Annotated in this window: 18 protein-coding genes; 8 read left to right on the top strand and 10 right to left on the bottom strand. The window is 51.2% G+C overall.

Features of this window, described 5'->3' with window-relative positions:
* The 5 genes from VIS48_05890 to VIS48_05870 form a co-directional block, all read right to left on the bottom strand.
* The coding region (locus VIS48_05890) for a hypothetical protein (protein HEY9165676.1) at positions 1–813 on the bottom strand (813 nt) is incomplete at its 3' end.
* 665 nt (positions 814–1,478) lie between these two features.
* Positions 1,479–3,566, bottom strand: a complete 2,088-nt coding sequence (feoB, locus tag VIS48_05885) for a ferrous iron transport protein B (GenBank protein HEY9165675.1) — start codon at positions 3,564–3,566, stop codon at positions 1,479–1,481.
* Entirely contained in the window at positions 3,563–3,838 is a 276-nt protein-coding gene (locus tag VIS48_05880; GenBank protein HEY9165674.1) for a ferrous iron transport protein A, read from the bottom strand. Before VIS48_05880 ends, feoB begins: the two co-directional genes overlap by 4 nt.
* 33 nt (positions 3,839–3,871) lie before the next feature.
* The gene (locus tag VIS48_05875) at positions 3,872–4,306 is read right to left on the bottom strand and encodes a transcriptional repressor (GenBank protein HEY9165673.1); all 435 of its coding nucleotides are present in this window, start codon (positions 4,304–4,306) and stop codon (positions 3,872–3,874) included.
* Positions 4,307–4,348: 42 nt separating this feature from the next.
* Positions 4,349–5,080: a hypothetical protein gene (locus VIS48_05870; GenBank protein HEY9165672.1), complete on the bottom strand. Its 732-nt coding sequence runs from the start codon at positions 5,078–5,080 to the stop codon at positions 4,349–4,351.
* A gap of 154 nt (positions 5,081–5,234) precedes the next feature.
* Here VIS48_05870 and VIS48_05865 point away from each other — a divergent pair, with 154 nt between their 5' ends.
* The 3 genes from VIS48_05865 to VIS48_05855 all read left to right on the top strand — a co-directional run bounded on the left by VIS48_05865 (position 5,235) and on the right by VIS48_05855 (position 10,882).
* The gene (locus tag VIS48_05865; GenBank protein ID HEY9165671.1) at positions 5,235–6,155 is read left to right on the top strand and encodes a DUF58 domain-containing protein; all 921 of its coding nucleotides are present in this window, start codon (positions 5,235–5,237) and stop codon (positions 6,153–6,155) included.
* Between the two features lie 309 nt (positions 6,156–6,464).
* Entirely contained in the window at positions 6,465–7,664 is a 1,200-nt protein-coding gene (locus VIS48_05860) for a DNA recombination protein RmuC (GenBank protein HEY9165670.1), read from the top strand.
* Entirely contained in the window at positions 7,664–10,882 is a 3,219-nt protein-coding gene (locus tag VIS48_05855; GenBank protein HEY9165669.1) for a PD-(D/E)XK nuclease family protein, read from the top strand. The genes VIS48_05860 and VIS48_05855 overlap by 1 nt, the downstream gene beginning before the upstream one ends.
* Here the strand turns inward: VIS48_05855 and VIS48_05850 are convergent.
* From VIS48_05850 to VIS48_05830, 5 genes are all read right to left on the bottom strand, one after another.
* On the bottom strand, positions 10,874–11,710 hold the full coding sequence (locus VIS48_05850) for a DUF4905 domain-containing protein (protein HEY9165668.1): 837 nt from the start codon (positions 11,708–11,710) through the stop codon (positions 10,874–10,876). The genes VIS48_05855 and VIS48_05850 overlap by 9 nt on opposite strands.
* 115 nt (positions 11,711–11,825) lie before the next feature.
* Positions 11,826–14,315, bottom strand: coding sequence for a T9SS type A sorting domain-containing protein (locus tag VIS48_05845; protein HEY9165667.1), 2,490 nt, complete (start codon positions 14,313–14,315; stop codon positions 11,826–11,828).
* A 14-nt stretch (positions 14,316–14,329) separates the two neighbouring features.
* Complete coding sequence (locus VIS48_05840) at positions 14,330–14,749, bottom strand: hypothetical protein (protein ID HEY9165666.1); 420 nt, start codon at positions 14,747–14,749, stop codon at positions 14,330–14,332.
* 231 nt (positions 14,750–14,980) lie between these two features.
* Positions 14,981–17,212 carry a T9SS type A sorting domain-containing protein gene (locus VIS48_05835; GenBank protein ID HEY9165665.1) on the bottom strand — a complete coding sequence of 744 codons (2,232 nt, stop codon included), beginning with the start codon at positions 17,210–17,212 and terminating at the stop codon, positions 14,981–14,983.
* A gap of 31 nt (positions 17,213–17,243) precedes the next feature.
* Positions 17,244–17,801: a hypothetical protein gene (locus VIS48_05830; GenBank protein ID HEY9165664.1), complete on the bottom strand. Its 558-nt coding sequence runs from the start codon at positions 17,799–17,801 to the stop codon at positions 17,244–17,246.
* 17 nt (positions 17,802–17,818) lie between these two features.
* Between VIS48_05830 and VIS48_05825 the strand changes: the two genes are divergently transcribed.
* The 5 genes from VIS48_05825 to VIS48_05805 all read left to right on the top strand — a co-directional run bounded on the left by VIS48_05825 (position 17,819) and on the right by VIS48_05805 (position 24,970).
* Entirely contained in the window at positions 17,819–18,811 is a 993-nt protein-coding gene (locus VIS48_05825; protein HEY9165663.1) for a putative zinc-binding metallopeptidase, read from the top strand.
* 18 nt (positions 18,812–18,829) lie between these two features.
* Positions 18,830–19,531: a YggS family pyridoxal phosphate-dependent enzyme gene (locus tag VIS48_05820; protein ID HEY9165662.1), complete on the top strand. Its 702-nt coding sequence runs from the start codon at positions 18,830–18,832 to the stop codon at positions 19,529–19,531.
* A 234-nt stretch (positions 19,532–19,765) separates the two neighbouring features.
* Positions 19,766–21,772 (top strand): two-component regulator propeller domain-containing protein, encoded by a 2,007-nt coding sequence (locus tag VIS48_05815; protein HEY9165661.1) that lies wholly within the window; start codon positions 19,766–19,768, stop codon positions 21,770–21,772.
* Positions 21,773–21,794: 22 nt separating this feature from the next.
* Positions 21,795–22,721 (top strand): DUF4249 family protein, encoded by a 927-nt coding sequence (locus VIS48_05810; protein HEY9165660.1) that lies wholly within the window; start codon positions 21,795–21,797, stop codon positions 22,719–22,721.
* Positions 22,722–22,801: 80 nt separating this feature from the next.
* Positions 22,802–24,970 (top strand): TonB-dependent receptor, encoded by a 2,169-nt coding sequence (locus VIS48_05805; protein ID HEY9165659.1) that lies wholly within the window; start codon positions 22,802–22,804, stop codon positions 24,968–24,970.
* The last annotated feature ends 123 nt before the right edge of the window (positions 24,971–25,093 follow it).

The following is a 25,093-nucleotide window of genomic DNA, read 5'->3' as shown; positions in this document are numbered from 1 at the left end:
AAATCCCGTCATGCCGTTACTCTCCGCTTCAACAACTACCCATACCTCTCCGCTGTCGGGACGTGTTTGGTTGGCTGAGAGATAGTGGTACCATAGGTCATTCCCTGTAGTCCTCGCTGTCTTCCCGAGTTCCACATCGGTCTGGGTATCGAAGTCGAACTTTGACAGTGATGCGTATTCTCCTCCCTCTATTATAGTCAATGTGACAGAATCTGAACTCTCCCACGCGGTATTAGTGCAGTCATTGTATGGACCCATTCCCATGCCGTCCTGTTGACCATAGAACAGCGTCCGTGTAGAAAGTGAGAACTCAAACCCGGAACTGTAAGGAGTGCTCCAATCAACCCACGGCTGGTAGAACTCCCCATACATCCACCAGTTTACTAACAGCCAATCGCTTGAGTTTGTGAACATGACCGGTCCGGTAAAATCATCAGATGGGTTGTCGTCAATGCTCAGGTTAAAGCCAGGAGCGCTCTTCGGGAGTGTGCCGCCTGTCAGCTTGATGTACGAATAGAATGTATAATCTCCGGCTGTAGGCGAATATAATACCAGAGTCACATCGCCTCCAGCTGCAGAATAGACGGTATCGAACCCGCACGGTCCTTTAGCTTCTATTCTAGAAGATGCAACTACCGGATCGTTGCACCAAAGCCGAAACTGGATCTTATGAGTTCTTATTTCCTCGTCCTGTGTTATTTCCCTCGACTTCGGCGTGATCGTTACACTCGTCCTGATGTGCACCTGTCCGTATAAGGCCGCACTCACTCCCGTCACGACAACTACCACAATGCCCGCACATATTCTCCTCATGCCCCCTCCGGCCAGCGATTTAAACGTTACTGCCTCATGTACCAATCATCAAATCGTACTGGGGTTACTCCACACGGAAGGTCCTGCTCTAACTACCTGCTCCATTTTACCGATGATTGAATCTTATGTCAAGAAAAAACTTAAGTATGTCGAATCTTTCAGCCCTTATGCCGTGATTAACGACTGGCCGAATGACAAGGTTGGTTGCCGTACCTGCATTCGAGAAACTGTTCCATCTTAGATGTGCCACGATCCATCGCAAATATTATCCGTGCAATGACCATGCCACACTCAAACCGGTCAGTAGAAACTATTTTCGCAATACCACGACGAACAGGTGGGCGGTTTACTTCCCACTTTTTGAGAACCAATCCGCCCACTCTGCATCCGACAGTTTCGCTTTCCGCTGATGGGTTCCGCCGCAGAGCGAGTGAACCAGATTGGTTGTTGCGCTTCTAGTCGCAGCAGCTTTTCTTACTTTTCTTCTTTACTGATCTCCAGATCACCGCTGCCGCGAACACCCCCATCAATCCCATGAAAATAATCTCGGCTATCATATCAACACCGCTTCCTGGGGCACGCCACTGCGACTCACCTTAAACCTCCTACGAACCTGAAAGAACTCAATGAAGGTGAGTCGCAGTGACCCGTTAGGCTCTTTGCCGTCATATCAGTGTCCCGACGTTATATACGATGAATGCAACGACCCATGCTATCGCAAAACTGTAACCGAGAAATAGAAACCCGAACTTTTTGCCGCCTTCTCGTGCCATTACCGCGACTGTCGCGAGACATGAGGTGTACAATAGCAGGAAAATCATAAATGATAATGCCGATGCCGGAGTGAAACTCGACCTTATCACGGCACGCAGACTTTCCTGGCTATCGTCCGCCTGGAGTGTTTGGATCGTGGGCGTGAGGAGCGAACCGAAACTCTCCTTGATCGCAGTCGCGAATGACATCGCCTGCCCCCTTAGCGCCAAATAAAATTGAAACTTCTCGTGAGGAACCTTCGCCGAGCGCGCTTCCGCATCTTCAGAATATATCGTCCCCATCGAACTGAGTACGATCTCTCTCGCGAGGAACGCAGGTATGAGCGAGGTGGAGATCCTCCAGTCGTTTATCCCGATCGGCTTGAACACCGGCGTGATTGCTTTGCCTATGTATGCAGCGACACTGTCCGACTGGCTTTTTATATTCGGCGGTGTGTTGAGCAATATCCAGACCGCTACCGACGCCGCAAATATGAGTGTGCCCGCCCTGTAAAGGAAACTCTTCACCTGCACCCACGTGATCCTCAGGACCGTCCTTATCCTCGGAACTCTGTATGGCGGGAGCTCCATTACGAAATGTGAAAGCTTTCCTTTGTATGCCGTCTTTCTAAGGAAGAAAGCCGTGAGAAGTCCGATCAGAATTCCACCGAGATAAAGTGAGAATATCACTATCGCCGGATGACTGAAGAACAGTATCGCGAAGAATGAAAATATGACGAGTCTCGCCGGACAGCTCATGAACGGGATCATCGCCATCACGAGAAGTTTGTCGCGCTTCTTCTCGAGAGTCCTCGTCGCGATTATCGCCGGAACGTTGCAGCCGAAACCGAGCAGAAGCGGGATCATCCCTTTTCCGTGGAGTCCCAGCTTATGCATGAACCTGTCCATCAGGAACGCGATCCTCGGCATGTACCCCGACATCTCGAGGAGCGCCAGGAGGAAATATATCGCGCCTATAAGAGGTACAAATGTTATGACAAAGCCTACTCCACCCACAATCGCTTCCGAAAAGAACTTCATTATCCACTGACTCGCACCGAGACTCGACAGAAGCGAGGAAATCAGGGGCGCGGCAAAATCATTTATCAGTCCGGTCGTCCAGTTCATGAGGGGATTTGAAAAATCGAAAGACACTTTGAACAGGAGAAACATAACGAGTAAGAACACTGCGAATCCCAGGAAAGGATGAAGCACGATCTTGTCGATCTGGTCGGTTACATCCCGCGCCGTCGTTTTCTTTTTCTTTAAGACCTCGTTGTAAAATCCGTTCGCGAATGCGTACCGCTCGTCTTTGACGATGTCCGAGATACTTTTCTTGTAAAATTTTTCGAGTTTGTTCTTTTCGACATTCTCCCCGTTGCCCTGTGATAGCAGCTGTATGAGCTGGTGCTTGTCTAGTTTTGCCGACCCGCCGTCTGCTGAGATGCGCGAAAGGGCTTGCTCCATCATCTCATTGTACTTCACCGGATTCGGATGGGTCTTTCCTTCTGCGGAATCTATTATCGCATCGAGCAGCTCAGTAACTCCCTGGCCGGTCCTCCCGTTTGTCTTTATCACCGGGACATTCAAAAGTTCGCGGCTGTGGTTGCTGTCTATTTCTATTCCGCGTTTTGCCGCTTCGTCGACCATGTTCAATGCAACGACCATCGGTCTGCCGAACTCGAGGAGCTCGGTCGTCAGAAGAAAATCGCGGTCGGCGTTCGCGGCTTCGATCACATCGACCACCACGTCGGGATTTTCCTCCGTCAGAAAACTATACGCGACCCATTCATCTTCAGACAGCGGCTCAAGGGTGTAGATCCCGGGAAGATCGACGAAGTGGATGTCGTAACCCTTGTAATTCATGAACCCTTCGCGTTTCTCTACCGTTACTCCCGACCAGTTCCCGACCTTGAGGTCGGTCTTGGCCGCGTGGTTGAGAAGCGAAGTCTTGCCGACATTCGGGTTACCGGCAAAAGCCACCTTAATACTCTTTTTCATTTTACCTCAATATTCTTCGCAACATCCGATGTTATCACAATTCTCGAATGACTCGTCCTGATCAAAATTCCTCGTCCCAGTTTCCTTAATACTGTAATCTTCTTCCCGACCCGCAATCCCATCGCCTCGACTTTCTTGGCGGTGTCGTCCTGGACCGTGAATGCTACGATGTGGGCATCGTCGCCCACTTGCAGCTCTTGCAGGTTCCTCGCCAGTTTCCTTCTATCCCTTGAGTCCCCGTCCCTCTTTGCCCATGTAAGTTTTGTTTTCATTTTCTCCGCTACAGCGCTTTATTCGAAGTGAAACTATCTTCCGTTCCTGCAATCGGGACACAATCCGAGTATCTGGTAAGAATGGCTTATCAATTCGAACTTGAATTTCTTTGCGATTGCCTCACGGCTCTTCTCCATGTTCTCGTCGACGAACTCGACTATCTGTCCGCATTGTGCGCAGAGCAGATGGTCGTGCGGAGCTCTCCCGAACGCCTTCTCATAACGCGAGCCATGATCCTTCAGGCGGACCTTGTAGACGAGCCCGCACTCTTCGAGAATATCGAGCGTGTTGTAGACGGTCGCGCGTGAGACCTTACTCCCTTCCTTTTTCAGAGTGAGGAAGAGCTCGTCCGCGTCGAAGTGGCCCGATGTCGCCATAGCAACATCCAGTACTTCAAAACGCTCGGGTGTTATGCGGTACTTTTCTTCCCGCAAGTAGCCTTCGAATTTTTCTTTCGCAGTTTCCATTGGCGCTCTATCTTGAGTTTAGCCTAATCTCTTCCGGACACATCATAGGTCGATTCCGATAATAGTGCGGAAGTTTAGATTGTTTGCGGCCCCGGATAACCCGAACGACGCACCCGTTGTCATCCAGAACCATGGGGTGGAGAAAGAGACCGTGGGTCCGATTCCCGTACCACGGAGATCTGCATCCTCTGTTTTGTCTTCGTCCTCGCCGGTGGCAAACGCTTCGACACCCGCTCTGAGACCTTCGACGATTTGATAGCTGACTCCCGCGCTCATTTCGGGTTTTAACTCGCTCTCGCCTCCGAGGTCATACTCGGTAGATCCGACCACGAGCGCGTTGATTGGTCCGATATCTTTTGAAAGTATGAGTTTCGCTTCAGCGGTCCTCGCGCTGCCGGGAGTCCAGCTCCTTGAGAATGAAAGATAGACGACCGGATCGAAGTAGAATTTTCCCGGCGCGACGAGTCGGTAGAGTCCTTCGACTTCGAGAACTCCCGATGAGAACTCCCCGGCAGGGTAACCTTTTAAGAAGCCCTGGCTTATTCTTGCCTGAACACGATCGGAGAATGCGTACTCGAGCTCGAATGTCTGGACAAGCGAGTGATTGCTGCTCGAGTATGAAGGCGTATCGAAATTAGAATAACTCTCTAGTTCGAATTCGCCGGGATCTTCCGATTCAAACTGTTCGCTCCAGTTGTAATATCGATCCTGTGCCATTGCCGTCGAGAGAGAAATTACAAATTGAATGAATGCTGCTAGTGCAAGAGTCTTCATCTTGTGTCCGTCTGTTGCATCTCTTCGTTTTAGTTTCCGTGCTTTTCATTATTAAGACTACGTCTAAATTACAACCGAAAATGCCGACAGTCAAGCCTCGTTTTCGCCATTATATGCGGTGGTTTTGCCCCTCATCTTGGTTAACTTTCTTTAAATGAGCGAGAGTCCACTTCGAATCCTGACGCCGGAATTCATCTCGCGGCTTTCAAACATGGAGCTGCGCGCGCGGCTGATCGTGGAAGGGTTCCTGATCGGAATGCACAGAAGCCCTTACCACGGTTTCAGCGTAGAGTTTGCCGAACATCGACAGTATTTCCCCGGCGACAGCATAGGCAACATCGACTGGAAAGTTTACGGCCGAAGCGACCGGCTATATATAAAACAGTTCGAGGAGGAGACGAACCTCAAGGCATACATCCTCCTCGATGCGAGCAACTCGATGGGGTTCCCCGTCAGGGGTCCTTCGGACAAGCGCGACGGGAAAGTGACGAAACTCGAGTACGCATCATACCTCGCGGCGGGTCTCATCTACCTCATGATGAAACAGCAGGACGCAACGGGGCTTGCGGTCTACGACGAGACCGTAAGGAGTTTCTTCGAGCCGCATCTCACTTACTCCTACATGAAACGGCTTCTTACGGAGCTGTCCGACACGAAACCTAATGCGAAAACCTCGACCGCCGCGGCGCTCTCGTCATTGGCCGAGCGCATCAAGAGACGCGGACTCATTATCGTCATAAGCGATTTCCTCGACGAGACGCGGAGCGTGATCACCGCGCTAAAACACTTCAGGCACAGGAAGAATGAAGTCATCGCTTTTCACGTCATGGACGAAGCCGAGATAAACCTCGACTACCCGGGCGATTCGATTTTTACCGATCTTGAAACTGGCGAACAGGTTTCGACACAGGTGTCCGCAATGAAGACGACCTATAGAAATAATGTAAACAGGTTCATCCATGAGCTAAAGAGCAAGTGTTTCGAAAACGATATCGACTATTCTCTTCTGACGACATCAACGCCATTCGATAAGGCGCTGACAGCATATCTGACAAGGAGAAAGAAGATATTCTAGTGAAGAAATATTAGGTGCCTATTCTCATGCTTGTGTCGGAAGTCGCAGATCCAACCGTCATTCCGACCGAACGAGCACCGACACAGTCGGGACAAGTGACCGGAGGAATCCTGCGTACAGTTCTACCAAAGAATCATCGGGGAATCCTTAAGAAGATTCCTCGTCGTAGCACTGCCAGTGCCCACCAGACTCTTCGGAATGACAATTATTTGTCTACCGGCGTGCTTGAGTAAATATGAAGTTGAGAATTCGATTAGATCGTTCAGATCAATTGGTTCTTTCTTTTTCTTACACGTTTAAGGGAAGATCATGAGTACACTAGCGATAATCCTTTTAGCTGCTCTTCTTATTCTTGTTGCCGTGTTGTTCCTCGAGTTCAGGAACCTGTCGAAGGCAGGGAAGTCGTCGCCTGACCAGACGGTGCAGCTATTCACGATGCTTAAGAACGATCTCGATGCTTCCATTAGATCCGTGTCGGATGCCTCGCGGGCAAACAGCGATACGATAGCCAGCACGCTTCAGCTTGTGACGAACACGCTCTCGAAGGGAATGGAGGATAACCGTGCGGGTACAAACGCGCAGGTGGTCCAGCTTACCAACCAGGTCTCGGAACTGACATCTCTGATGGGGAAGCAGGTCGAAAATCTCCGCGGCTCGGTCGAGCAGCGCCTTTCGAGCTTCGAGGGACAGCTCGGCGGACAGCTCAGCGAGGCGAACAAATTATTTTCCTCATTGAAACAGGATTTCGGCGAGCTGAAAGAGGCGAGCGTGAACATGATGGAGATAGGGAAACAAATTAACCAGCTCCAGAACATTCTCAGCTCGCCGAAGCTTCGCGGTAATCTCGGCGAAACTCTTCTCGAAGAACTCATTAAGCAGGTCATCCCGCAGGGTTTCTATGAATTCCAATACGGCTTTCGTGACGGCTCGAAAGTAGACGCAATCATCCGGACATCGGAGAAAATCATTCCGATCGATTCGAAATTCCCCAAGGACGAATTCCAAAGGTATGTCGATGCCGAGAATGACGCGGACAAGAAACTGGCGTTGAACAGGTTCATGGCGGTTCTAAAAGGGCAAATCGACGACATCGCGTCCAAGTACATTAAGCCGGCTGAGGGGACGTTCGATTTCGCGATAATGTTCATCCCGTCCGAGAGCATGTACTACGAGCTCCTCATGCAGGACACCGACGAAAGCGGAGTCTACAGGCATGCGATGAACAAACACGTGATCCCGGCGTCTCCGAACAGTTTTTACGCTTACATCCAGGCGATTGCGATCGGGCTGAAGGGAATGCAGATCGAGAAGAACGCCGAGCGGGTAAGGAACCAGCTTGCCCAGCTGGAGAACGCGCTCGAGAAATTCGGCGAGCAATTTGATACGCTCGGCACCCATCTGAGAAACGCTCAGAACAAGTATGGTGAATCTCATGAGGCGCTCGGGAGGTTCCGTGATCGTCTCCAGGGTATCGCAAACATCGACGAGGAGCCGCCAAGGATAGAGTAATGCCGATCGTACTCTCGAAGAACTTCGACGGACCGGTTGTCGAAGACTTCACGTCTCAAGTCAAGACAAGGGCACGTCGTGGAGACGGGAAATATGATTTCGTGTATATCGTCCCGACCCGCCGGCGAGTTAGGGAGCTCGAGCGCGAGCTGGTACAGGACGTCGCTTTCGGAAGATTCCCCGTGTACACACTCGAACTCTTCGCGCAGAAGGTTTTCTCTGCGATGAACACGGGAAAGCGGGTGATCTCCACTTCTCTTCAGGGAATGGTCATCGACAGGGTGATTTCACGGACCGATTTGAAGTTCTTCAAGTTTGCCTCGTCACGTCCCGGGACAAGGCGCGGCGTCGCTCCCGCGGGAACGATAAAAAAAATTGTCGACCAGATAGGATACCTCAAAGAAAATGGTATCACTCCCGAGGATTACAAGCTCCTCCTTTCCGTGGCGGAAAAACCGGAGCGACTTAAGCTTGAAGAGTTTCTAAAGATTTATGCCGGGTATGAAAAAGAGCTGGGGAACAATCTCATCGACACACCCGGTCTGCTCTCAGTCGTGAACGGAAGGTTGACGGAAGCGACTATCCGCGTGATTTGTCCCGAAGGAGCGGCATTTTTCATAGAAGGGTTCTACAATTTCAAAAAGCCCGAGCTCGAATTCCTGAAAATGCTTTCTAGGCAAAAAGATTTTTCGTTTCTTGTCAGGCTCGATTGCAACGACAGGAACGAAAATCTTTTTAAGACAATGCTCGCAACCGTTTCCGAATTGAAGGTACGCGGGTTTAAAGTGCATGAGGCTCGGGTGCGAGACGGAAGCGGGAAATCACCGGGATCTCGTGAGTTTCTTGGTACTTATTTGTTTGCCGACGGGCGTCCGCGCAAAAAGCTGAACCTGGTCGATAAAGCATTCATAGTCGGGGTAAGGGACAATCTTCGAGAGGTGGAGTTTGTCGCTGAGAAGATAAAGGAGATTGTAAAGAGCAAGCCCGATCAAAAACTAGACAGGATTTGTGTTGCGTCGTATCTACCGCAGAGTTATTCGGGACTGTTCCGGGAAGTGTTTCCGAAATACCAGATTCCGGTGAACATAACCGACAGGTACACGCTCGAAAGTAATCCTATCGTCAACGCTGTCCTTTCGTTCATTGACGTGAAGCTTGGGGACTATGAGCGTGTGTCTCTCCTTCGGGCGGTCACGAACCGGCTTGTCACGGTGTCGGACGCGTACGGCGATGTGGGCAGCATCATTCTCAACGCGGCGGCGATCTGCAGGTTTGAGAGAGGGTTGAAGACATTCAAATCAGCGATCGCAGTTAAGGCGGCCGTGCTCGAAGATGCTGCCCGCTCGAAGACGGATGATAGTCTCGCGGAGAAATTACACGACATAGAAATTCTGAAAAACGCGGCGGAAATACTTGACTCGATTGAGAATACACTGAAACCGGTTTTGCGGGACATGACGGCGGCGGGCTTCAAAAGCGCGGTAGGTGAACTGGTGAAGAATCTGAGGATTCACGAGAACATTGCTGCGATGGATGTCGGCGGGATCCTGACTGAAATAGTCGAGCGGGACGCCCGCGCGCTCTCCGCTTTTCTCGAGGTTGTTGAGGAGGTTTCAGAAGGCAACGCGGACGCCGGCCCACTGCCGCTTGAAACCTGGGTCCAGAATCTCCGGGCCGCGCTCGGGCTTACTCGCTTCAATATAAGACAGCGGTACGGATTCGGTGTGTACGTGACCGCTCTCGAAGAGATGCGCGGTCTCGAGTTTGATCATGTCTTCATTGTCGGCCTCAACGAAGGAGAACTCCCGACGAGGTACGTTCCCGAAATATTTCTCCCGCTGATGACACAGAGAGAGAACCGGGAGACACAACCATATTTGCAGAGACATCTCTTCTTCCAGGCGGTCGCTTCGTTCGGGAAAAGTCTCCACCTCATTTATCCGATGCAGCGTGACGAGGTTCGGCTTATTCGATCATCGTTTATCGATGCGTTCCTCGATGCGGCAGACGCTACGGTGCTCGTCGAGCCTGCCGGTACGAAGGAGACGACGAATATTTATTCGATTCATCAGCTCATAGAAGCAGATGCGGCGGGATTGGTCGATGACAAAACTTCGGGAGCGATGCTTCCGATAAATCTTGAAAGATGCAAACTCGCAGAACGCGCGAGGTACAGAGACGACCGAGAGAGCGAATTCAACGGCAGAATAACCGACCAGGCCCTCGTGAAGCTTGCCGATGGTCAATTTGCCGGCCGGGTTTTTTCTGCTGCCCAGATAGAATCGCTGTCGAGATGCGGATTCCAGTTCTTCGTAAGAAGAGTGCTTCACATAACCGAACCTCCCGAGATCGAAACTTCACTCAGCGCAATTGAAAGAGGGACGGTTCTTCACAGGATCCTGCAAAGATTTTATACGGAGCTGGGCCGCGGCGGCAAGCTGGAGCAGGCGAAAGATGAACTGAATCTCCTCCTGGCCATCGGCAGGCAGGTCCTCGACGAACTAGGCATTCATCACGAACTATTTGAAGTGGAAAGAGACGCGATACTCGGGAACGCCGGGAATCAGGGTACACTCGAGCTCTTTCTGAAGAAAGTACAGGCAAGACTCACCGAATACGGATTGATCCCTGGCCTTTTCGAATTCGAGTTTGGATCCGGAGATTTAGAACCGGTGAGCATCGGAGGCGTTGCGGTAAGAGGTAAAATAGATCGCGTCGATACCGGAGACGACGGGCCGATCATAATCGACTACAAGACATCGAGCCGGATAGCTTCATACAGAGAAGTTGTTCGCGAAAAGATTTCTCCGCAGCTCCTGATCTACCTTGCCGCACTCGGCAGGATTGCGGGGAAGGAGCCCCTTATATCGGCTCCCTCCGGAGCTGCTTTTGTATCCTTGAATCGAAACACGCTTCTACATGATGAAGACGGAAATGGAGCGATAAACTTCATCGTTCGCGAAAAGGACGGCGAGCTTAAATACAACCGGTCGTATGATCTCTCTCGCCCTACGCGGGGCACGGAAAATTATCCCAAGACTATGGATGCCTTGTCCCACGAGACGGAAATGTTCGTGTCTGCAAAAGTCGGATCTGCGAGATCGGGGCGCTTCAATCTTACGGAATTTCCTTTCGAGAAAGTTTGCCTGTACTGCCCATACACGGAAGCGTGCAGGATAGCGCTGATCGAAAAGGAATTTGAAAAGGAATCAGCCTAATTTTACCGCGACTATTTCGTTCGAGTTCCTTACGTAGATCAGGTGAGTTTCCGCGACGAAATAGAAATCGGTTATAGGCATGTAGACATTCGTATCCGCGACATCCCGGAACATGATCTTGCCATTTGAATCGACGATCTGCAGGTGAGAGTCGTACAGAGCGGTTCCTCGTTCGTCCTCTCCATTTCTCAAGTGGAATCCTGCGATCGTCTTACCTGACCGATAAACTATTGCGGATGGAGCGTGAGCGTCAGGAGGAAGAACATTCCTTAGGGCATCGGAGATTTCGGGATAAGATTTTTTGCCGTCGGGCTCAAGGAGCTCCGGCAGGATAAAATTCTCCGCCTGCGTACCTGAAGCGAGCCCGGAGCGCGAGAGATCGACGGGAGGAGAAATTGATTTCTCAATACCTGTCCTGTAATCGAGCGACACGATTTCATCGCTGACGAGAGTTCGTTTCGCACATATGACGCCGCCTTCCGCAGCGTAAAGATAAGTGAGCGAGTCGTTCTGCCACAGAATTTTTCCCGACAACAGATCGACGGCGAACACCTTTCCGGCGGTCGGCATGTCGGGCCTGACAAATTGCTGCAGGAGGATGACGTCCTCGTAGATTGTGTTTATCGTAACCCACCAGCCGTTCTCGAAGCGGAGATCTTTCCAGAGAGTTTTTCCCGAACCGATTTCTATACCTGCGAATGAAGCAGTCTTATTGGCAGTGTCACGCAATTCGACCGCGAGCACTCCTTTGCCGGGAAGAAGCCGCCAGACTTTCACGTCGCTCTTGAATTTCCACGATGGAGGGATGTGTCCCCGGAATAATTTCATGACCTGTTAAGATAACCACAGATGCGGGGAGAAAACAAAGCTCCGGTCTAACCGGAGCTTTATCTAGATTACAGAGGGCAACTCTGATGCGGGTTGGCCGCAAAATTGAATCGCGTTATTTAACTAAAATCATTTTTCTCGTTTCAGTGAACGATGACGTCGCAATTCTGTAGAAGTAGACACCGCTTGTCAGCTTACTCGCGTCGAAAGTCAGCGAGTGCTCTCCTGCTTTCTGCTTCCCCTTCATCAGCGTAGCGACCTCTCTTCCGAGCACGTCGTAGACCTTCAGGGTGACGTAGCTGTCGGCTGCAAGCTTGAAACTGATGGTGGTCGCCGGATTGAATGGGTTCGGATAATTTTGCGCGAGACTAAACTCTGTTGGCGTCTCGACAGACCGCGCGATTCCTGTGGCAAGATCAACTTCCCATCCTCCGCGCCCGTGTGTCGCAACACGAAGCGAATGAGTCGCGTACTGGATCGCGATGTCATCGACAACGGCATTGGGCAAACCCGTGCCGAGTTTCGACCAGGTTCCTCCACCGTTCGTGGTGATGTAGACTCCGTCGTATGTGCCGGCGTAAATGTATCCTGTCGTCGAATCGACGCAAATATATTTGGCCGGTTCACCGTTAAATCCGTTTGATGTTGATCCGATCGGGGTCCAACTCGTGCCATAGTTGGTCGTCTTCATGACTTCCGGACTCTGGAGCATGGCGAGGTATGCGACGCCTTTTTGCGTCGGGTCCGCCGTCACGCGGGCGAAGTCGTTCGTGGAATCGCCGTTGATCGTTATATCCATCCAGGTCTTGCCGCTGTCCTGGGAAACGTACAGGAAGCTTCCGGCATCGCCGCCCCGGTATCCGCTTATTCCGGCATAAAGCACGTTCGGCTCGGCTGCAGAGAGCGCCATGGTTGTAACGAGATCCCCTGTACCCTTCACCGCGGCACTCACCGCGGACCAGTTGGTACCTTTGTTTGTGGTTTTGTAGGCTCTGTCGGTTGCCGTATAAAGTATGCTCGTGTTGTTTGGATCGAGCTGGTACGGAGTTGTCCAGTAGCCGTCTCCATTCAAGCCTGTGACGATTGGAGAAAAGCCTGATCCTCCATTCATCGATCTTACAAGGGCACCGTTCACATATTCTCCGTAGACAATGTTCGAGTTGGTCGGATCCACCGTCACATATCCGCCGTCCCCGGAATATATTTCGGACCAGTTGTTGGAAGGCGAAATATTTCTATCGGTCCCGTTGTCCTGTGCGCCGGCATATGTGAGCGACGAATTTGAAGCGTCGATCCCGACAGCGTAGAACTGGGTCACCTGAAGATTTGTATTGCAGTCGGAGAAAGTCGTGCCGCCGTCCGTGGTTTTCCAAACACCTCCGTCGTCTCCTAGGAAGAAGTTGCCCGTGCCCGGCATGAACGAGAGTGCATGCTGATCGGGATGCACATTCCCTGTGCTGTAGGCCTTCGTGAGATTGGTCCATGTGGAACCGCCGTCTGTCGATTTCCAGAGATCGATTCCACCGACATACACGACACTCGCGTTTGTCGGGTCCACGGCGACCATGTTATTGTACCAACCCTGCCCGCCGCCGTAATCGGAATTGATCTGCATAACTGTCCAGGAGGATCCGCCGTCTGTCGTTTTGAATGCCCTTGTCGTGTCGCTGCTTGGCTTCAGGGGATTTGTCCCGTTGATACCGACGTACAAGACCTGGTTGTTGTTCGGAGCCGCGGCGATTGAAATTCGAGTGATGTATTTAGATGCGGGGAGTCCGGCGGAAGTTCTTGTCCAGGATGTGCCGCCGTTGATGGACTTAAATACGCCGAAGCTGGTGTCGAACGGATCCGAGAACGAGCTTCCCTTCACAGCGTAGACAACACTGGCGTTGGTCGGATCGACTGCCAGGTCCTGAACGGCGCCGGCATATCCGATGCTGTCGACTGGGGTGAGATTCAACTCGCCCCACGACTGGCCCGCATCGGTAGACTTGTAGATATCATAGTAACCACAGGTATAGACTACGTTGTGGTCCGATGGAGCGACCTCGACTTTCCCGGTATAATACAAGGAACCGGGTAAATGTATCTGCGCCCAGGTTGTCCCGCCGTCGGTCGACATGTAGAAGCCTGAACCCGGGTAGCTATCGATTGAGAAATGCAATTCGCCCTGACCGTAATAAACAATCTGGTCGTTGGTCTGGTCGACGGCAACGCTGCCCGATGCGAGGCGCGGAAGATCATCAGTGAGTGGATTCCACGTCGTACCACCATCGGTTGTCTTCCACAAGCCCCCGCCCGCCGCCGCTGCATATACGATGTTTGCATTGGTAGGATCCACGGCGAGGGACGCGACTCTACCTGAAGACACGCCGGTGTTGAACTCCATGTTGATCGGCTGCGGGCCGAGCGTAGTCCAGGTTGCGGATTGAGTCCGGTAAAGCCGTCCAGTACTGCTTGTATATTTCAGCGATTTCAGTTCGGCCGGAACGAGCTTTACGTATTTTATGGCATCATGATCTTCTCTGCTGCGCTGCTGGGATTTTACAACACCCGTACACCAGAGGACCAGGATCAGAACCGTAATGCCTAGGGTTGATCTCATCGCACTTCTCCATATCATTTATTTTGAAAAGGTCTCTCGAGCTTCTTAGTTCCTTCGACTGCAATCAAGAATTCACGGGTGTATTTTGTGCCCGCTCTACTGGTGACGGTAACGGTATGCCGCGTAACGCCGACTTTGAGCAGGATAGCACAACTTAGCTTGTACCAACGCTCTTTGCCGGAATGGGTTGATCCGGCAAGACCAAGCGCATTCCTCTCGCTCAAGGTCGGGATACAGATTTCGATCTCCGATGAGTCGATCACAGCACCCAAAGGCTCGACAGTAGATTTAACGAACAAATGTATGTCCGCAGTTCCAAGATTCGGGAGGTTAATAGTATAAAGGGGGGAAAGCACTTTTCCGTCGAAATAATAGAATTCCGGTCCTCTGTGCGGCGCGAAGAGAACGGCGAACATCAAGACAGCGTTGATCATATATATACCTTTTCTTTCCGTGTGCATCCGCGGGAATGGAAATTTAAGCTTTTCGTCGTGGGATGTTAACCGCAGGGGTGAATAAAATCAAGCTTGCCGGCACGCGAGATTGATGACTCTCACGCGCCGACAGGGAAACAAATACGAAGTTAGGTTAACCTTTCACTGATCACGCATCTCGTCGGCGGAATTCTCAGCGACCTCCCGATACATGCTCTGACGCACGCCTCTTCACTTCAACACCAGCATTTTTCGAGATTGGACAGAAGTGCCCGCTCTCACGACGTATACATAAACGCCGCTCGCAAGTCCGCTTGCGTCAAATGAGACCGAATGCTCTCCAGCTGTCTCTCTCTCATTGACTAGTGTCTTCATCTCTCTCCCCAGCAGGTCAAATACTTTTACTGACACAAAGCTATTCTGAGGTAGTCTGTACTGAATTACGGTCGCCGGATTGAATGGGTTCGGATAATTCTGTGAGACCTCGAACTGTTTCGGTGTAAGTTCGACCGGCTCTCTGACAGGCGTCAGGAAGCTGGCATAGGCCCTGATTAAATATAGGTACAACGTGTCCGTCGATGCGTTGAGATAATACCAGTTCGCGCCGCTGGATGCACCTCCGAGGTATGTGAAACTGTGATACGCAGAAGCACTTGGGTACTCGGTTATCATGACTCCCGGTGTCGACGGGTCCGAACCGATAATAAATCCGACCACGAATGGATTTTCTATCGAGATCGTGTCGCTTGTGAGATTCACAGTCGCCCAGTTTTGATACGGAACGGGATACGGCACCGTTGTCGTGGTACCGATCGTCGCTGCAAAAGCAGGAGAAAGTTTCTTACCTAGCGGAGATGGTCTGACGACATCGGTGTATTCCCACACCCCGCCGGTAATCGATCCTGCGCGCCTCAGGGCGATTCTGACCGAATCGAGTACCGCTCCGTTTGCCCCGTCAAATGTAACGCAGACTGTGTCTGACTGTGAATATGAGGTGAGATATCCGATCGGCTCGGTCGTGTCCCATTTGAATTCTGTAGGTACAACTGTTCCCGCAGAAGTATAGCTGACCGAGTAATCGTTTGAATGGTCCGTATTTGTAATTGCAAAATCTACTTCCGAGTATGTCGAGCCAAATTCAGGAACTGTAAACTGAACGCCCGGAGTTACATCGGCGACTACGGGTGTGCCGCTCCCTTTCTCGATCGCTTTTATGACTATTGCCGAATTTCCGGTGGTGAATGAAATAGAAAGATTCGAACCGCCCCTGTAAATCAAATACTCGCTTCCGAGATGGGATATCACGCTTGATCCCGATGCGTTCGGGTTGAGATAAGTCGGACCTTCTCCCTTCGGTAGATCAGGATAGAGATATCCGTAAGCAGGATCCACACTTCTGTCGTCAAGTATATTTGCGATTGTCCAGTTTCTGAAAATTGTGTCGAAAGTCAGAGACGATCCGAAGGCAGCGAAACCGGCGTTGAGTCCGTCTATGCCATGCAGTGTACTTGCGACGATATCTTTAAATACGCCGATTCCGATTTGATCCCGGATGTAAGTCATAAACCTCGCCGACCTCGAGTAATCGTTCAGTACCTTCACGTTGTCGGTTGTGCGCCAGTCAAAGAGATAATGATTGGTTTCACCGACGAAGTACGACTGTTCGTAAATCGGGAATCCGCAGTTTACCTCCGCGAGAGTTGAGCAGCCTTCATTTACGAAAGTGATTTCGTTCGGATCGTAATTCCAGTGGATCATGTGCTGGAATTCGTGCGCGGTGGTCGACATCGCGTCTTGTATTCCGGGTGCCGAAGTAAGGACTGCCGGGTCCGCGTCGAGATAATATATTTCTGCTTTGTTGCTGTTAGCCTGGCTCACTTCGTTCAGACTTGAAAAGTATCCCGCGACATAACCTCCCGTGCCGTTCCATCCGTCGATTATGTTCAAGATCAGGATAATGATCAGCGAATCGTTGTCCACGTCGGGAGGATTGCCGAATGTCTCCACATCGGTCCGGTAGATGCCTTTCGAGGCATTCGCGGGAGTGCGGTTGTCGAAGTTGTTCTTCACCGAGTCGACCGCCACCTGCGTCACCCTTCCATTGCTCCACAGTGAGTCTTCGACAAAGATGTAGCAATGAACGCCGACCGCCCTGCAGGTCGAATTGACGGTATACTCGTTATTGAGTACGAAATTGTGGGCGTACCAGTTGTGCGTGCTGCCGACCGTGAAACCCCATGAGCCGGTTTTCTGAAGCCTCATCGTCCGCATTTCATCCGGATGAGTCTTCAAGTATTCGCGGACCTGTTCTTCCTGTTTCCACAGAAGGTGGCTTCCGGCGATCGGATACACCGCCCTCCCTCCCGGATCTTTTTGAATCACGGCGCCGATTGATTGACTGAATGCCGGGATCGTATACATCAGCGAAAAAAGAATTATCAGCCCTCTGAATTTGAGATTCATTTCTGCTCCTTAAGAGATTGAGTATCGACTGTTATTTCATGAGCTCCGCTCGAATGACGTGTATGGACTTTCCTCCCGGAACTGCAAACACGGAATCGTAATGTACCTCAACAGATCTTCCCTGGAGAGTCATCAAGAAATTCGTCAGAGCCGTGTCCGCGGCTATCGTCAGCATTTGTTTACTCGTGAAAAGTGACAGTGAGTCGTCGGACTCTCCGCACGCTCCGGAATATTCCAGCGCGAGTCGTGTGAACGGTTCATTCCCAATGACATAAATGGTTCCGGCCGCGCAACTTTCTTTGTGATTCTGGCGATCGTCATTTCCACCGAACTGTCTTGTCGACCCGCATGAAACAAAGAGAATCGCTGCTGCCAGTACTGTTAGTCTTAATGGTGATTTCAGATTCGCGCGTAGCTCCCTTCGAAAGATAATAACTATACAAACGTTAAAGTCAAATGTGTGAAAACAACCCGTTTTTATACAAAATAGTTTGTCAACACCGTATTTATGGCTTGCATTTTCGAGAGCCGTCCCCTTATTTATTCCGCAATTGGCGCGCGCACTGCCGCCAGGATTATTGAAAACCAAGGGAAATTCCACCTCAAATGACAGAAATGAAGCTGCATAGAGAACTAGAGAAATTCAGGTATTTGGACCTGCCGATCTGCGAATTGAATCCGAAGATCAACGGTACGTTCCACAAACTCATACGCAAAGTCGAATCGGAAGCATCGAGAAAGAAAATTAAACTCCGTCCGGAATTCTATCTCGGGACCGGGTGGGGTTGCGTAAACAAGAGCATCTCAATCGAAATCCCGTTCTGGTTCCAGAGCGAATCGCTGATGGAGATTGAAGACGAGATGGCATATGACGGAGTCGAAAGCGAAAGCGAGATAAAGATGGGACTTCGCCACGAGTTCGGGCACGCGTTGAATTACGCCTACAAACTCTATCTCGATCCGGAATGGAAGAAGTTGTTCGGAAATTTCAACAAGAAATATTCCGATTCATACCGCTTCAATCCATGGAGCAAGCGTCACGTAAAACATCTTCCCGATTATTACGCGCAGAAACATCCGGACGAAGACTGGGCAGAAACTTTTGCTGTTTGGTTGACTCCGGGAAGCAACTGGAGGCGCGTATATGCGAAGACGCCCGCGTTAAGAAAACTTGTATATGTCGACAAGAAGATAAATGAGATAGCGGGCAAGCCTCCGCTGACTACAAGGACGAAGCGGGATGTTCCCATCGAGGACGTGAAACTCACGGTGAGGGAATTTTACGAGGCCGACTACGAGGACGTGAGCCCGTCGGAACAGCTTATCGAGGACGTGGACGCGATGAAGCGGATATTCCCGAACGGGTTCAGGAGCAAGAGGAACCTGCGAGAAGCGTGGAAGCTTGTTCATAAATATTCGCCTCTGCTGGTGGCAAAATTGTCCGACGAGCTGAATGTCCCCCGCCATTCAGCTGCGAGAGTATTGAGACTCCTTGAAAGCATCTGTAAGACTTACGATCTGAGGATCCGGCAGGGCGACGAAGAAGAAAAGATTATAGGAGTTTCGGTTTATCTTTCAAGAAAATTCAGCCAGGATTGATTTCCGAACGGGGGAGGAATGGGAATTGCGGAGAATGTCGCGGGGATAAAAGCGCGCATTCGCGATGCTCTTGCAAGGAGCGATAATCCGGTTCGTGATGTCAAGCTAGTTGCGGTATCCAAAACATTTCCTGCGGAAAGAATTTCGGAAGCGGTCAATTCGGGACTGTACCGGTTCGGGGAGAACAGGGTTCAGGAACTTGCCTTGAAATGGAAGGCGCTTCCGGGATTGAACATCGAATGGCATTTCATCGGACATTTGCAGACCAACAAAGCAAAGAAGCTTGCAGAAATTCCTACAACACTTATTCACTCTGTCGACAGACTCGAAGTCGCCCTGGAGCTCGAGAAGCAGCTGCAAAAACTGGGTGAAGGACGGGATGTGCTTGTCGAAGTAAACACATCCGGCGAACGGACCAAGAGCGGGATAAATCCTGCAGGCGCCGAAGGTCTTCTGCGCTCGATGAAGGATCTGTCCTCGCTTAGGGTGAAGGGACTGATGACGATAGGAGCGTTCACGGAAGATCGGAACGCAGTCAGGGAGTGCTTCCGGATGCTCCGCAGGATCTTCACGGACATCAGGGACACGAGTATTCACGGCGTAGAAATGGTTGAGCTGTCGATGGGAATGTCAGGCGATTACGAAATAGCAGTCGAAGAAGGTGCGACGATTGTAAGGATAGGGACGGCGGTGTTTGGACAACGAGCAACGGCGGTTTGAGTACATCCTTCCGCAGCCTCGCTGCTTGATAATCTTAGCGGAATCTTCAATATTCAAATTATCGAATCCTGTCGTGTAATTTTTCCGAGTAATAGCGAAAGAAAGCTGCAGGGATTGAAAAGTTACTCTTGGGCTGCCCAGCTGATTTTGATTTGCTGGCTGTGCAGTTATTCCCGATCATCGGCGCAGTCAATCTCATGGACCGCTGTTAAGGGGCCATATTCTGGCAACGTAATGATATTGACCGTGGACGCGCCGGGGTATGTGTTTGCGGCTACGCAGACTGCAGGTGTGTTTCGTTCGACAGACAAAGGTTCGACATGGGAAGCTGTGAACACCGGACTTAACTGGGCGTACCTCTCGACTTTTGCAGTGGACTCTTCGAATGTTCTTTACACGGGAAGCAACGTCTTTCCCGGCTTCTTCAGGACCACAGACGAAGGTGAGTCGTGGACGAGGACCAATCTTCCGGGTGGAGCGCAAATCGCGACGATCATCTCAGGAGATCGTCTTTGTGTGGGAGGAACTCAAAGCGTTTCCATCTCAACTGACCGCGGAGACAGCTGGTCTTCCTCGATAGTCACATCGGATCCGGTGAGTGTGCTTTCGATTGCCGAAGACAGTCTTGGGAATATTTATGCCGGACTTCAGGCGATCTGGCCGCGGACCAAGCCGCCGTACGGAGGTGGAGTCTACATCTCATCCGACAGCGGGAGGACATGGCATCTGTACGGACTTGAATTGACATCGATCCTGTCGATTGCGCGCGCCGGAAACGGCCGAATGTTCATCCTGGTTCCATCGGGTATCCTTTCAGCGGTTCCGAAGGACTCAAATTGGACGAGAGACGTACTGGGTTTGCCAAGCGCGAATGTGGCGAGTCTTTTTACCGATCACTCAGGTGATCTGATTGCCGCAACAAATTCCGGGGACTACAAGTACATACTTGCTCATGGCTACTGGACCCAGGTGACTCCCGCCTTGTCGGAGGTTAACGTTGCCGCGGCCTGGTATGAACCCGGCACGACAGAGTACGTTATCACAGAGCGGAACGGGGTCTTCAAGCTTGATGCGGCAAACGAGGACTGGGCTCAGTGCGGAATTGTACCGAGTCAGGTTCTCTCCCTGGGCCGCGACCAGGCTGGAAATTTTTATGCCGGAACGAACGACGGAATCTACAAGCCCGCCGCTCCCGGGACCTGGATTCGCGTCAGCAACGGATTGAATTACGGAAGTGTCTACAGCATTCGGTCCTCGTCCTTCCTGGGGCGCATCTATGCGTCAACTTCCGGCGGATCTTTCTACTCGTCGGATTCGGGGCGATCATGGAACACACTTTATCCCGGCTGGTCTTTTGATCTCATTGAAACACGGATTGATCAAATGTTTGTCAGCTCTACCGGCAGCGTAGTTTCTTCTTCGAACGGCGGGCACGACTGGTCGCGACCGAACGACATTTCCCTGCCGTCAACGAACATATACTGCCTGTCTGCCGGCTCCGACGGGTCGATCTACGCGGGAACGATGTTTGACGGAGTTTTTCAAACGACGGACGGCGGAAATTTCTGGAACCAGGTCGGATTGTCATCACCGCTAATGTTTAACACGGTGAGAGTCCTTCAAATTGACCCTGGCGGAAGAATGTTTGCAGGGACAGATTCGTCCGGTGCATATTACTCGGATAACGAAGGGGTCGATTGGACCCACATTCCATCGCTTGGCAACTCGGACATTTCATCCTTCCTCGTGAATCAAGAAGGCAATTATTTTGCGGGAACGCTGGACCGGGGTGTCTTTATTTCGACGGACCGCGGGGAAACATGGACGAACGTCGACCAAGGTTTGACCGATCAGAATGTCTTATCAATTCTAATGGATCCTCAGGGATACCTGTATGCCGGGACGGATAGCGGAGTTTTTCGGAGCACAGGTGTGATCACCGCAGCGATACGGACAACTCCACGCGTCTATTCTCTCAAACAGAATTTTCCAAATCCGTTTAATCCAGCGACAGTGATCAGCTATAAGTTACCAGCCAATAGCTTTGTCACCTTGAAAGTGTATGATCTCATCGGAAGAGAGATTACAACTCTTGTCAACGGATTAGAGTTGGCTGGTGAACATGATGTAAGGTTCGACGGCCGGGAGTATGCAAGCGGAGTGTATTTCTACCGGATTATAGTTCTCACGGGATCTGGTCCCGCAATCACAGAAACCAGAAGAATGCTGCTCCTCAAGTGAACATATACTCGGGTCGAATGAATTGAACGCGGATTCGATCTATAAAGCAGGTGGCAAACTTCGCGGCGCAACCGCAGTTCTGCTGGCGGTTCTTTCGATTTTGTCGTCGGGCTGCAACAGCCCGTTCAAGCCGGATGTGAATATTACACCGAAGCTTGTTGTTTATTCCATCCTCATCGCGAACTCGAAGGACGTGTACGTCAGGGTGACATCAGTCAAGGGATCGCAGTCGGACAGCGTCGGTGAACCGGTACATGGCGCTACCGTCGTACTGAGCGGAGGATCAGGACCGGATATCACCCTCATCGACACGACCGGAGTGATAGACGGCGACACTGTTTCCTTTTACTTCGTTCAGACCGAGGTAATGCCTTTCGGGAATTACACTCTGTCGGTTCTCAAGAATGGTTATCCGCCGGCTGTCGCCCCGGTAAGTGTTCCGGGGAGCAATGTGACGGTTCCGGATCTATCGACTTATTCAGATCTTCGCCGCCCGGCAATCGCTACCACACCACTGGTCTTCAATGTACTGCTTTCCGGTTCGACGAGGGCCGAGTTTGCCCGGCTTTACGTTGAATACAGGGGCTTCGACAGCAGCGGGAATTTTCAAAGCGACATCATCCCGATCAATCAACAGACCTCACCCGACCCATTCCGCGAAGCGACGGCGGGAAACACGGACGAAGAATTCTCAATTTCAGATTACGCCAGCGCATTCAAATCAGCCCAAGCTCTCGGGGGGAATTTGAAGCGGGTCCATTTCTACACGGACATTGTTGTCACTCAGATCGACGATCCTCTTTACAGGTTTTACATTACGTCGAACCGCGAACTCGATCCGCTGTCGATGCGGACAGACAAGATCATTTTCTCGAACATCTTCAACGGCCTGGGAGAAGGTATAGTAGCAGGTGCAGCGGTCGACACGACAAGGATTTTCCTGTTTTGAGGAAGAAACTCCTTTCGATCTCAGTCCTTTTTATTTTGGTATTACTCCATCCGGATGGAACCTTTGGACAAGGAAGGAGCGTGACAATAAAAGGATCGGTAGTCGACAGCGCGAGCGGAGAGCGAATTCCTTACGCGACCGTCTCCATCGTCGGCACCTCCATAGGAACAGTTGCGGACATCAACGGCTACTTCTTCTTGAGAAATGTCAAGCCGGAGCAGACGAGACTGCGCGCGTCGGCCATCGGTTACAGGTCGAAAGATTTCGAACTCCCTGATTCGTTGAAGGAATCGACTACCGTTCGCCTCGCGATCCCTGAGTCTCCCAAGACAATGCCGGCTGTTGAGGTCACCGGAGAGTCATACGTCGGCGGTGCGAAAGTCGCGGGCACAACGATTATAACTTCCGGAGAACTGCAGAGAAATGTCGGCATGTTCAAGAATGACGTTGTACAATATGTCACGCAGCTTCCGGGTGTCGTCACAGTCAGCGGAATTTCCAGCCAGTACTATGTAAGGGGAGGAGGTCCGGATCAGAACCTTGTTCTCATCGACGGCATGCAGATCTACAACCTGTCGCATGCGTTCGGGTTGTTTAGTTTTGTGGACCCGATGATAGTTAAGGTCGCGGATTTCAGTACCGGAGGATTCCAGGCGCAGTATGGCGGAAGACTGTCGTCAGTATTCGACATTCAGACGATCGACGGCGATAGATACAATTACAGAGCGAAGGGCACGCTCGACCTTCTCTCGTCGGATTTTTCTCTAACCGGTCCGTTTTCGTCGGGAGGAAACACAAGCTTCGTGCTATTTTACCGCCGCCCGTTGTTCCAGGACGCTCTTCAAAAATTCTATGGACTCGGACTCCCTTTCGACTTCTACGACGGTTTTGCAAAAGCCACAGTGGAATCATTTGGAACGGGACATGTCTCCGCAGAATTCCTGACTAATGCGGATATGATCTCCGGTTCCAACAGCTCCGAGCCGGATTTCAGGTGGACCAACAACTCCGCAGCGGTTTCCGGCAGCTATCTAGTAGGCGACCAGTACGACATGAGATTTTCGATCTCGACTTCAACATACAAGGCGGAGCAACTTCCGAAAGATGCACAGTATCTCAGCTACCAGCTCAGCGAAGTGTCGAGCCCCTCGTTGTACGCGGAGGTAACGTCGTATTCGATAGCTCGGAACGAGTTCAACATCGGACTGTTATTCAATTTCCCCACGTATAATTACACTTTTACTAATAAGTACGGCACCGTGATACAGCAATCGCTCTCGGAGACCGAACCGCAGGTCTGGGCAAAATACAATTTCCATTTTGCAGGCGGACTATCATTCGAGCTGGGACTCCGATCAGATCTCCAGAGGGCATTCGAGGACCTCGCCGGTGAGCCGAATGGTTACATAGCGGAACCCCGGATTACGCTCGGGTACGATTTCGGAGAACCCGTTTCCGTCTATGCCACATGTGGGATCTATCACCAGAGACTGATGAATCTGAACGACGAAAATATGGTATTCACTCCTTTCGACGTCATCGCTCCTCTTCCTGAAGGGAGCGGGGATGAGCAATCGACTCAGTACGTACTGGGGGTCAAATTGAATCCAAACGTTCTCACTTCCGCAAGAATAGAAGTTTACTACAAGGATTTCAGGAATTTAGTTGCGGTTAACCGGGACAAGGTGTACGAATATGAGAACGACTTCATATTCGGAAGGGGAGAAGCGTACGGTGCGGACGTGAGTTTCAGATACGACGCAGGGGAGAGCTCTTATCTTGAAGGGAGCTATTCATTCAGCCGCACAACTAGAATGTTCGACGGCTTGACATATTTCCCACGATATGACCTTCGCCATCAGTTGAACATCTCCGCGGGCATGCAGCTGCTCAGGAAGTTCTGGCTGAGAGCGAGGTGGAAGTTCTCGGGCGGGCTTCCGTATACTCCGGTCGACGGATATTTCGGGCTCGCTCAAATTAATCCCCACAACTTGCCTGATTACACCGGCCAGGCCCTATCCAGCCAGGTCTTATTCGGCAGCCTGAACACATCAAGGCTTCCGGGTTATCAAAGTCTCGACCTGAGCGCGTCGTACGATTTTGAGATCGATCCGGCACACTTCACGCTCCAGGGTACGCTGGTCAACGCGTACAACAAAAGAAATGTGTTCTACATTAACAATATTACCGGCGACGTAGTGTACCAGCTCCCGACAATCTTCAACTTGTCGCTAAGTTGGGGAATCTGAAGATCAGGAGAAAGGAAAGTCGGGAGAGCAATTTTGCGCGCCGTTGGTTCGGGGAAGCGAAAATAATTTGAGGGGTAAAAGAATTGGCGGGCGCCTCTCTGATCGGCCGGATCTCCCGATACG

The sequence above is a fragment of the Candidatus Kryptoniota bacterium genome (assembly GCA_036567965.1).
Lineage (GTDB): Bacteria > Bacteroidota > Ignavibacteria > Kryptoniales > JAKASW01 > JAKASW01.
The sequence above is the reverse complement of the archived record's forward strand: the minus strand, read 5'-3'. Positions and strand labels throughout refer to the sequence as shown.

What these genes read in the sequence shown, in the direction of transcription:
- VIS48_05835 (HEY9165665.1), bottom strand. Translation starts at nt 17,212, where the DNA reads ATGAATCTCAAATTCAGAGGGCTGATAATTCTTTTTTCGCTGATGTAT.
- VIS48_05870 (HEY9165672.1), bottom strand. Translation starts at nt 5,080, where the DNA reads ATGAAGACTCTTGCACTAGCAGCATTCATTCAATTTGTAATTTCTCTC.
- VIS48_05850 (HEY9165668.1), bottom strand. Translation starts at nt 11,710, where the DNA reads ATGAAATTATTCCGGGGACACATCCCTCCATCGTGGAAATTCAAGAGC.
- VIS48_05820 (HEY9165662.1), top strand. Translation starts at nt 18,830, where the DNA reads ATGGGAATTGCGGAGAATGTCGCGGGGATAAAAGCGCGCATTCGCGAT.
- VIS48_05815 (HEY9165661.1), top strand. Translation starts at nt 19,766, where the DNA reads ATGATATTGACCGTGGACGCGCCGGGGTATGTGTTTGCGGCTACGCAG.
- feoB (HEY9165675.1), bottom strand. Translation starts at nt 3,566, where the DNA reads ATGAAAAAGAGTATTAAGGTGGCTTTTGCCGGTAACCCGAATGTCGGC.
- VIS48_05855 (HEY9165669.1), top strand. Translation starts at nt 7,664, where the DNA reads ATGCCGATCGTACTCTCGAAGAACTTCGACGGACCGGTTGTCGAAGAC.
- VIS48_05840 (HEY9165666.1), bottom strand. Translation starts at nt 14,749, where the DNA reads ATGATCAACGCTGTCTTGATGTTCGCCGTTCTCTTCGCGCCGCACAGA.
- VIS48_05875 (HEY9165673.1), bottom strand. Translation starts at nt 4,306, where the DNA reads ATGGAAACTGCGAAAGAAAAATTCGAAGGCTACTTGCGGGAAGAAAAG.
- VIS48_05865 (HEY9165671.1), top strand. Translation starts at nt 5,235, where the DNA reads ATGAGCGAGAGTCCACTTCGAATCCTGACGCCGGAATTCATCTCGCGG.
- VIS48_05880 (HEY9165674.1), bottom strand. Translation starts at nt 3,838, where the DNA reads ATGAAAACAAAACTTACATGGGCAAAGAGGGACGGGGACTCAAGGGAT.
- VIS48_05825 (HEY9165663.1), top strand. Translation starts at nt 17,819, where the DNA reads ATGACAGAAATGAAGCTGCATAGAGAACTAGAGAAATTCAGGTATTTG.
- VIS48_05860 (HEY9165670.1), top strand. Translation starts at nt 6,465, where the DNA reads ATGAGTACACTAGCGATAATCCTTTTAGCTGCTCTTCTTATTCTTGTT.
- VIS48_05845 (HEY9165667.1), bottom strand. Translation starts at nt 14,315, where the DNA reads ATGAGATCAACCCTAGGCATTACGGTTCTGATCCTGGTCCTCTGGTGT.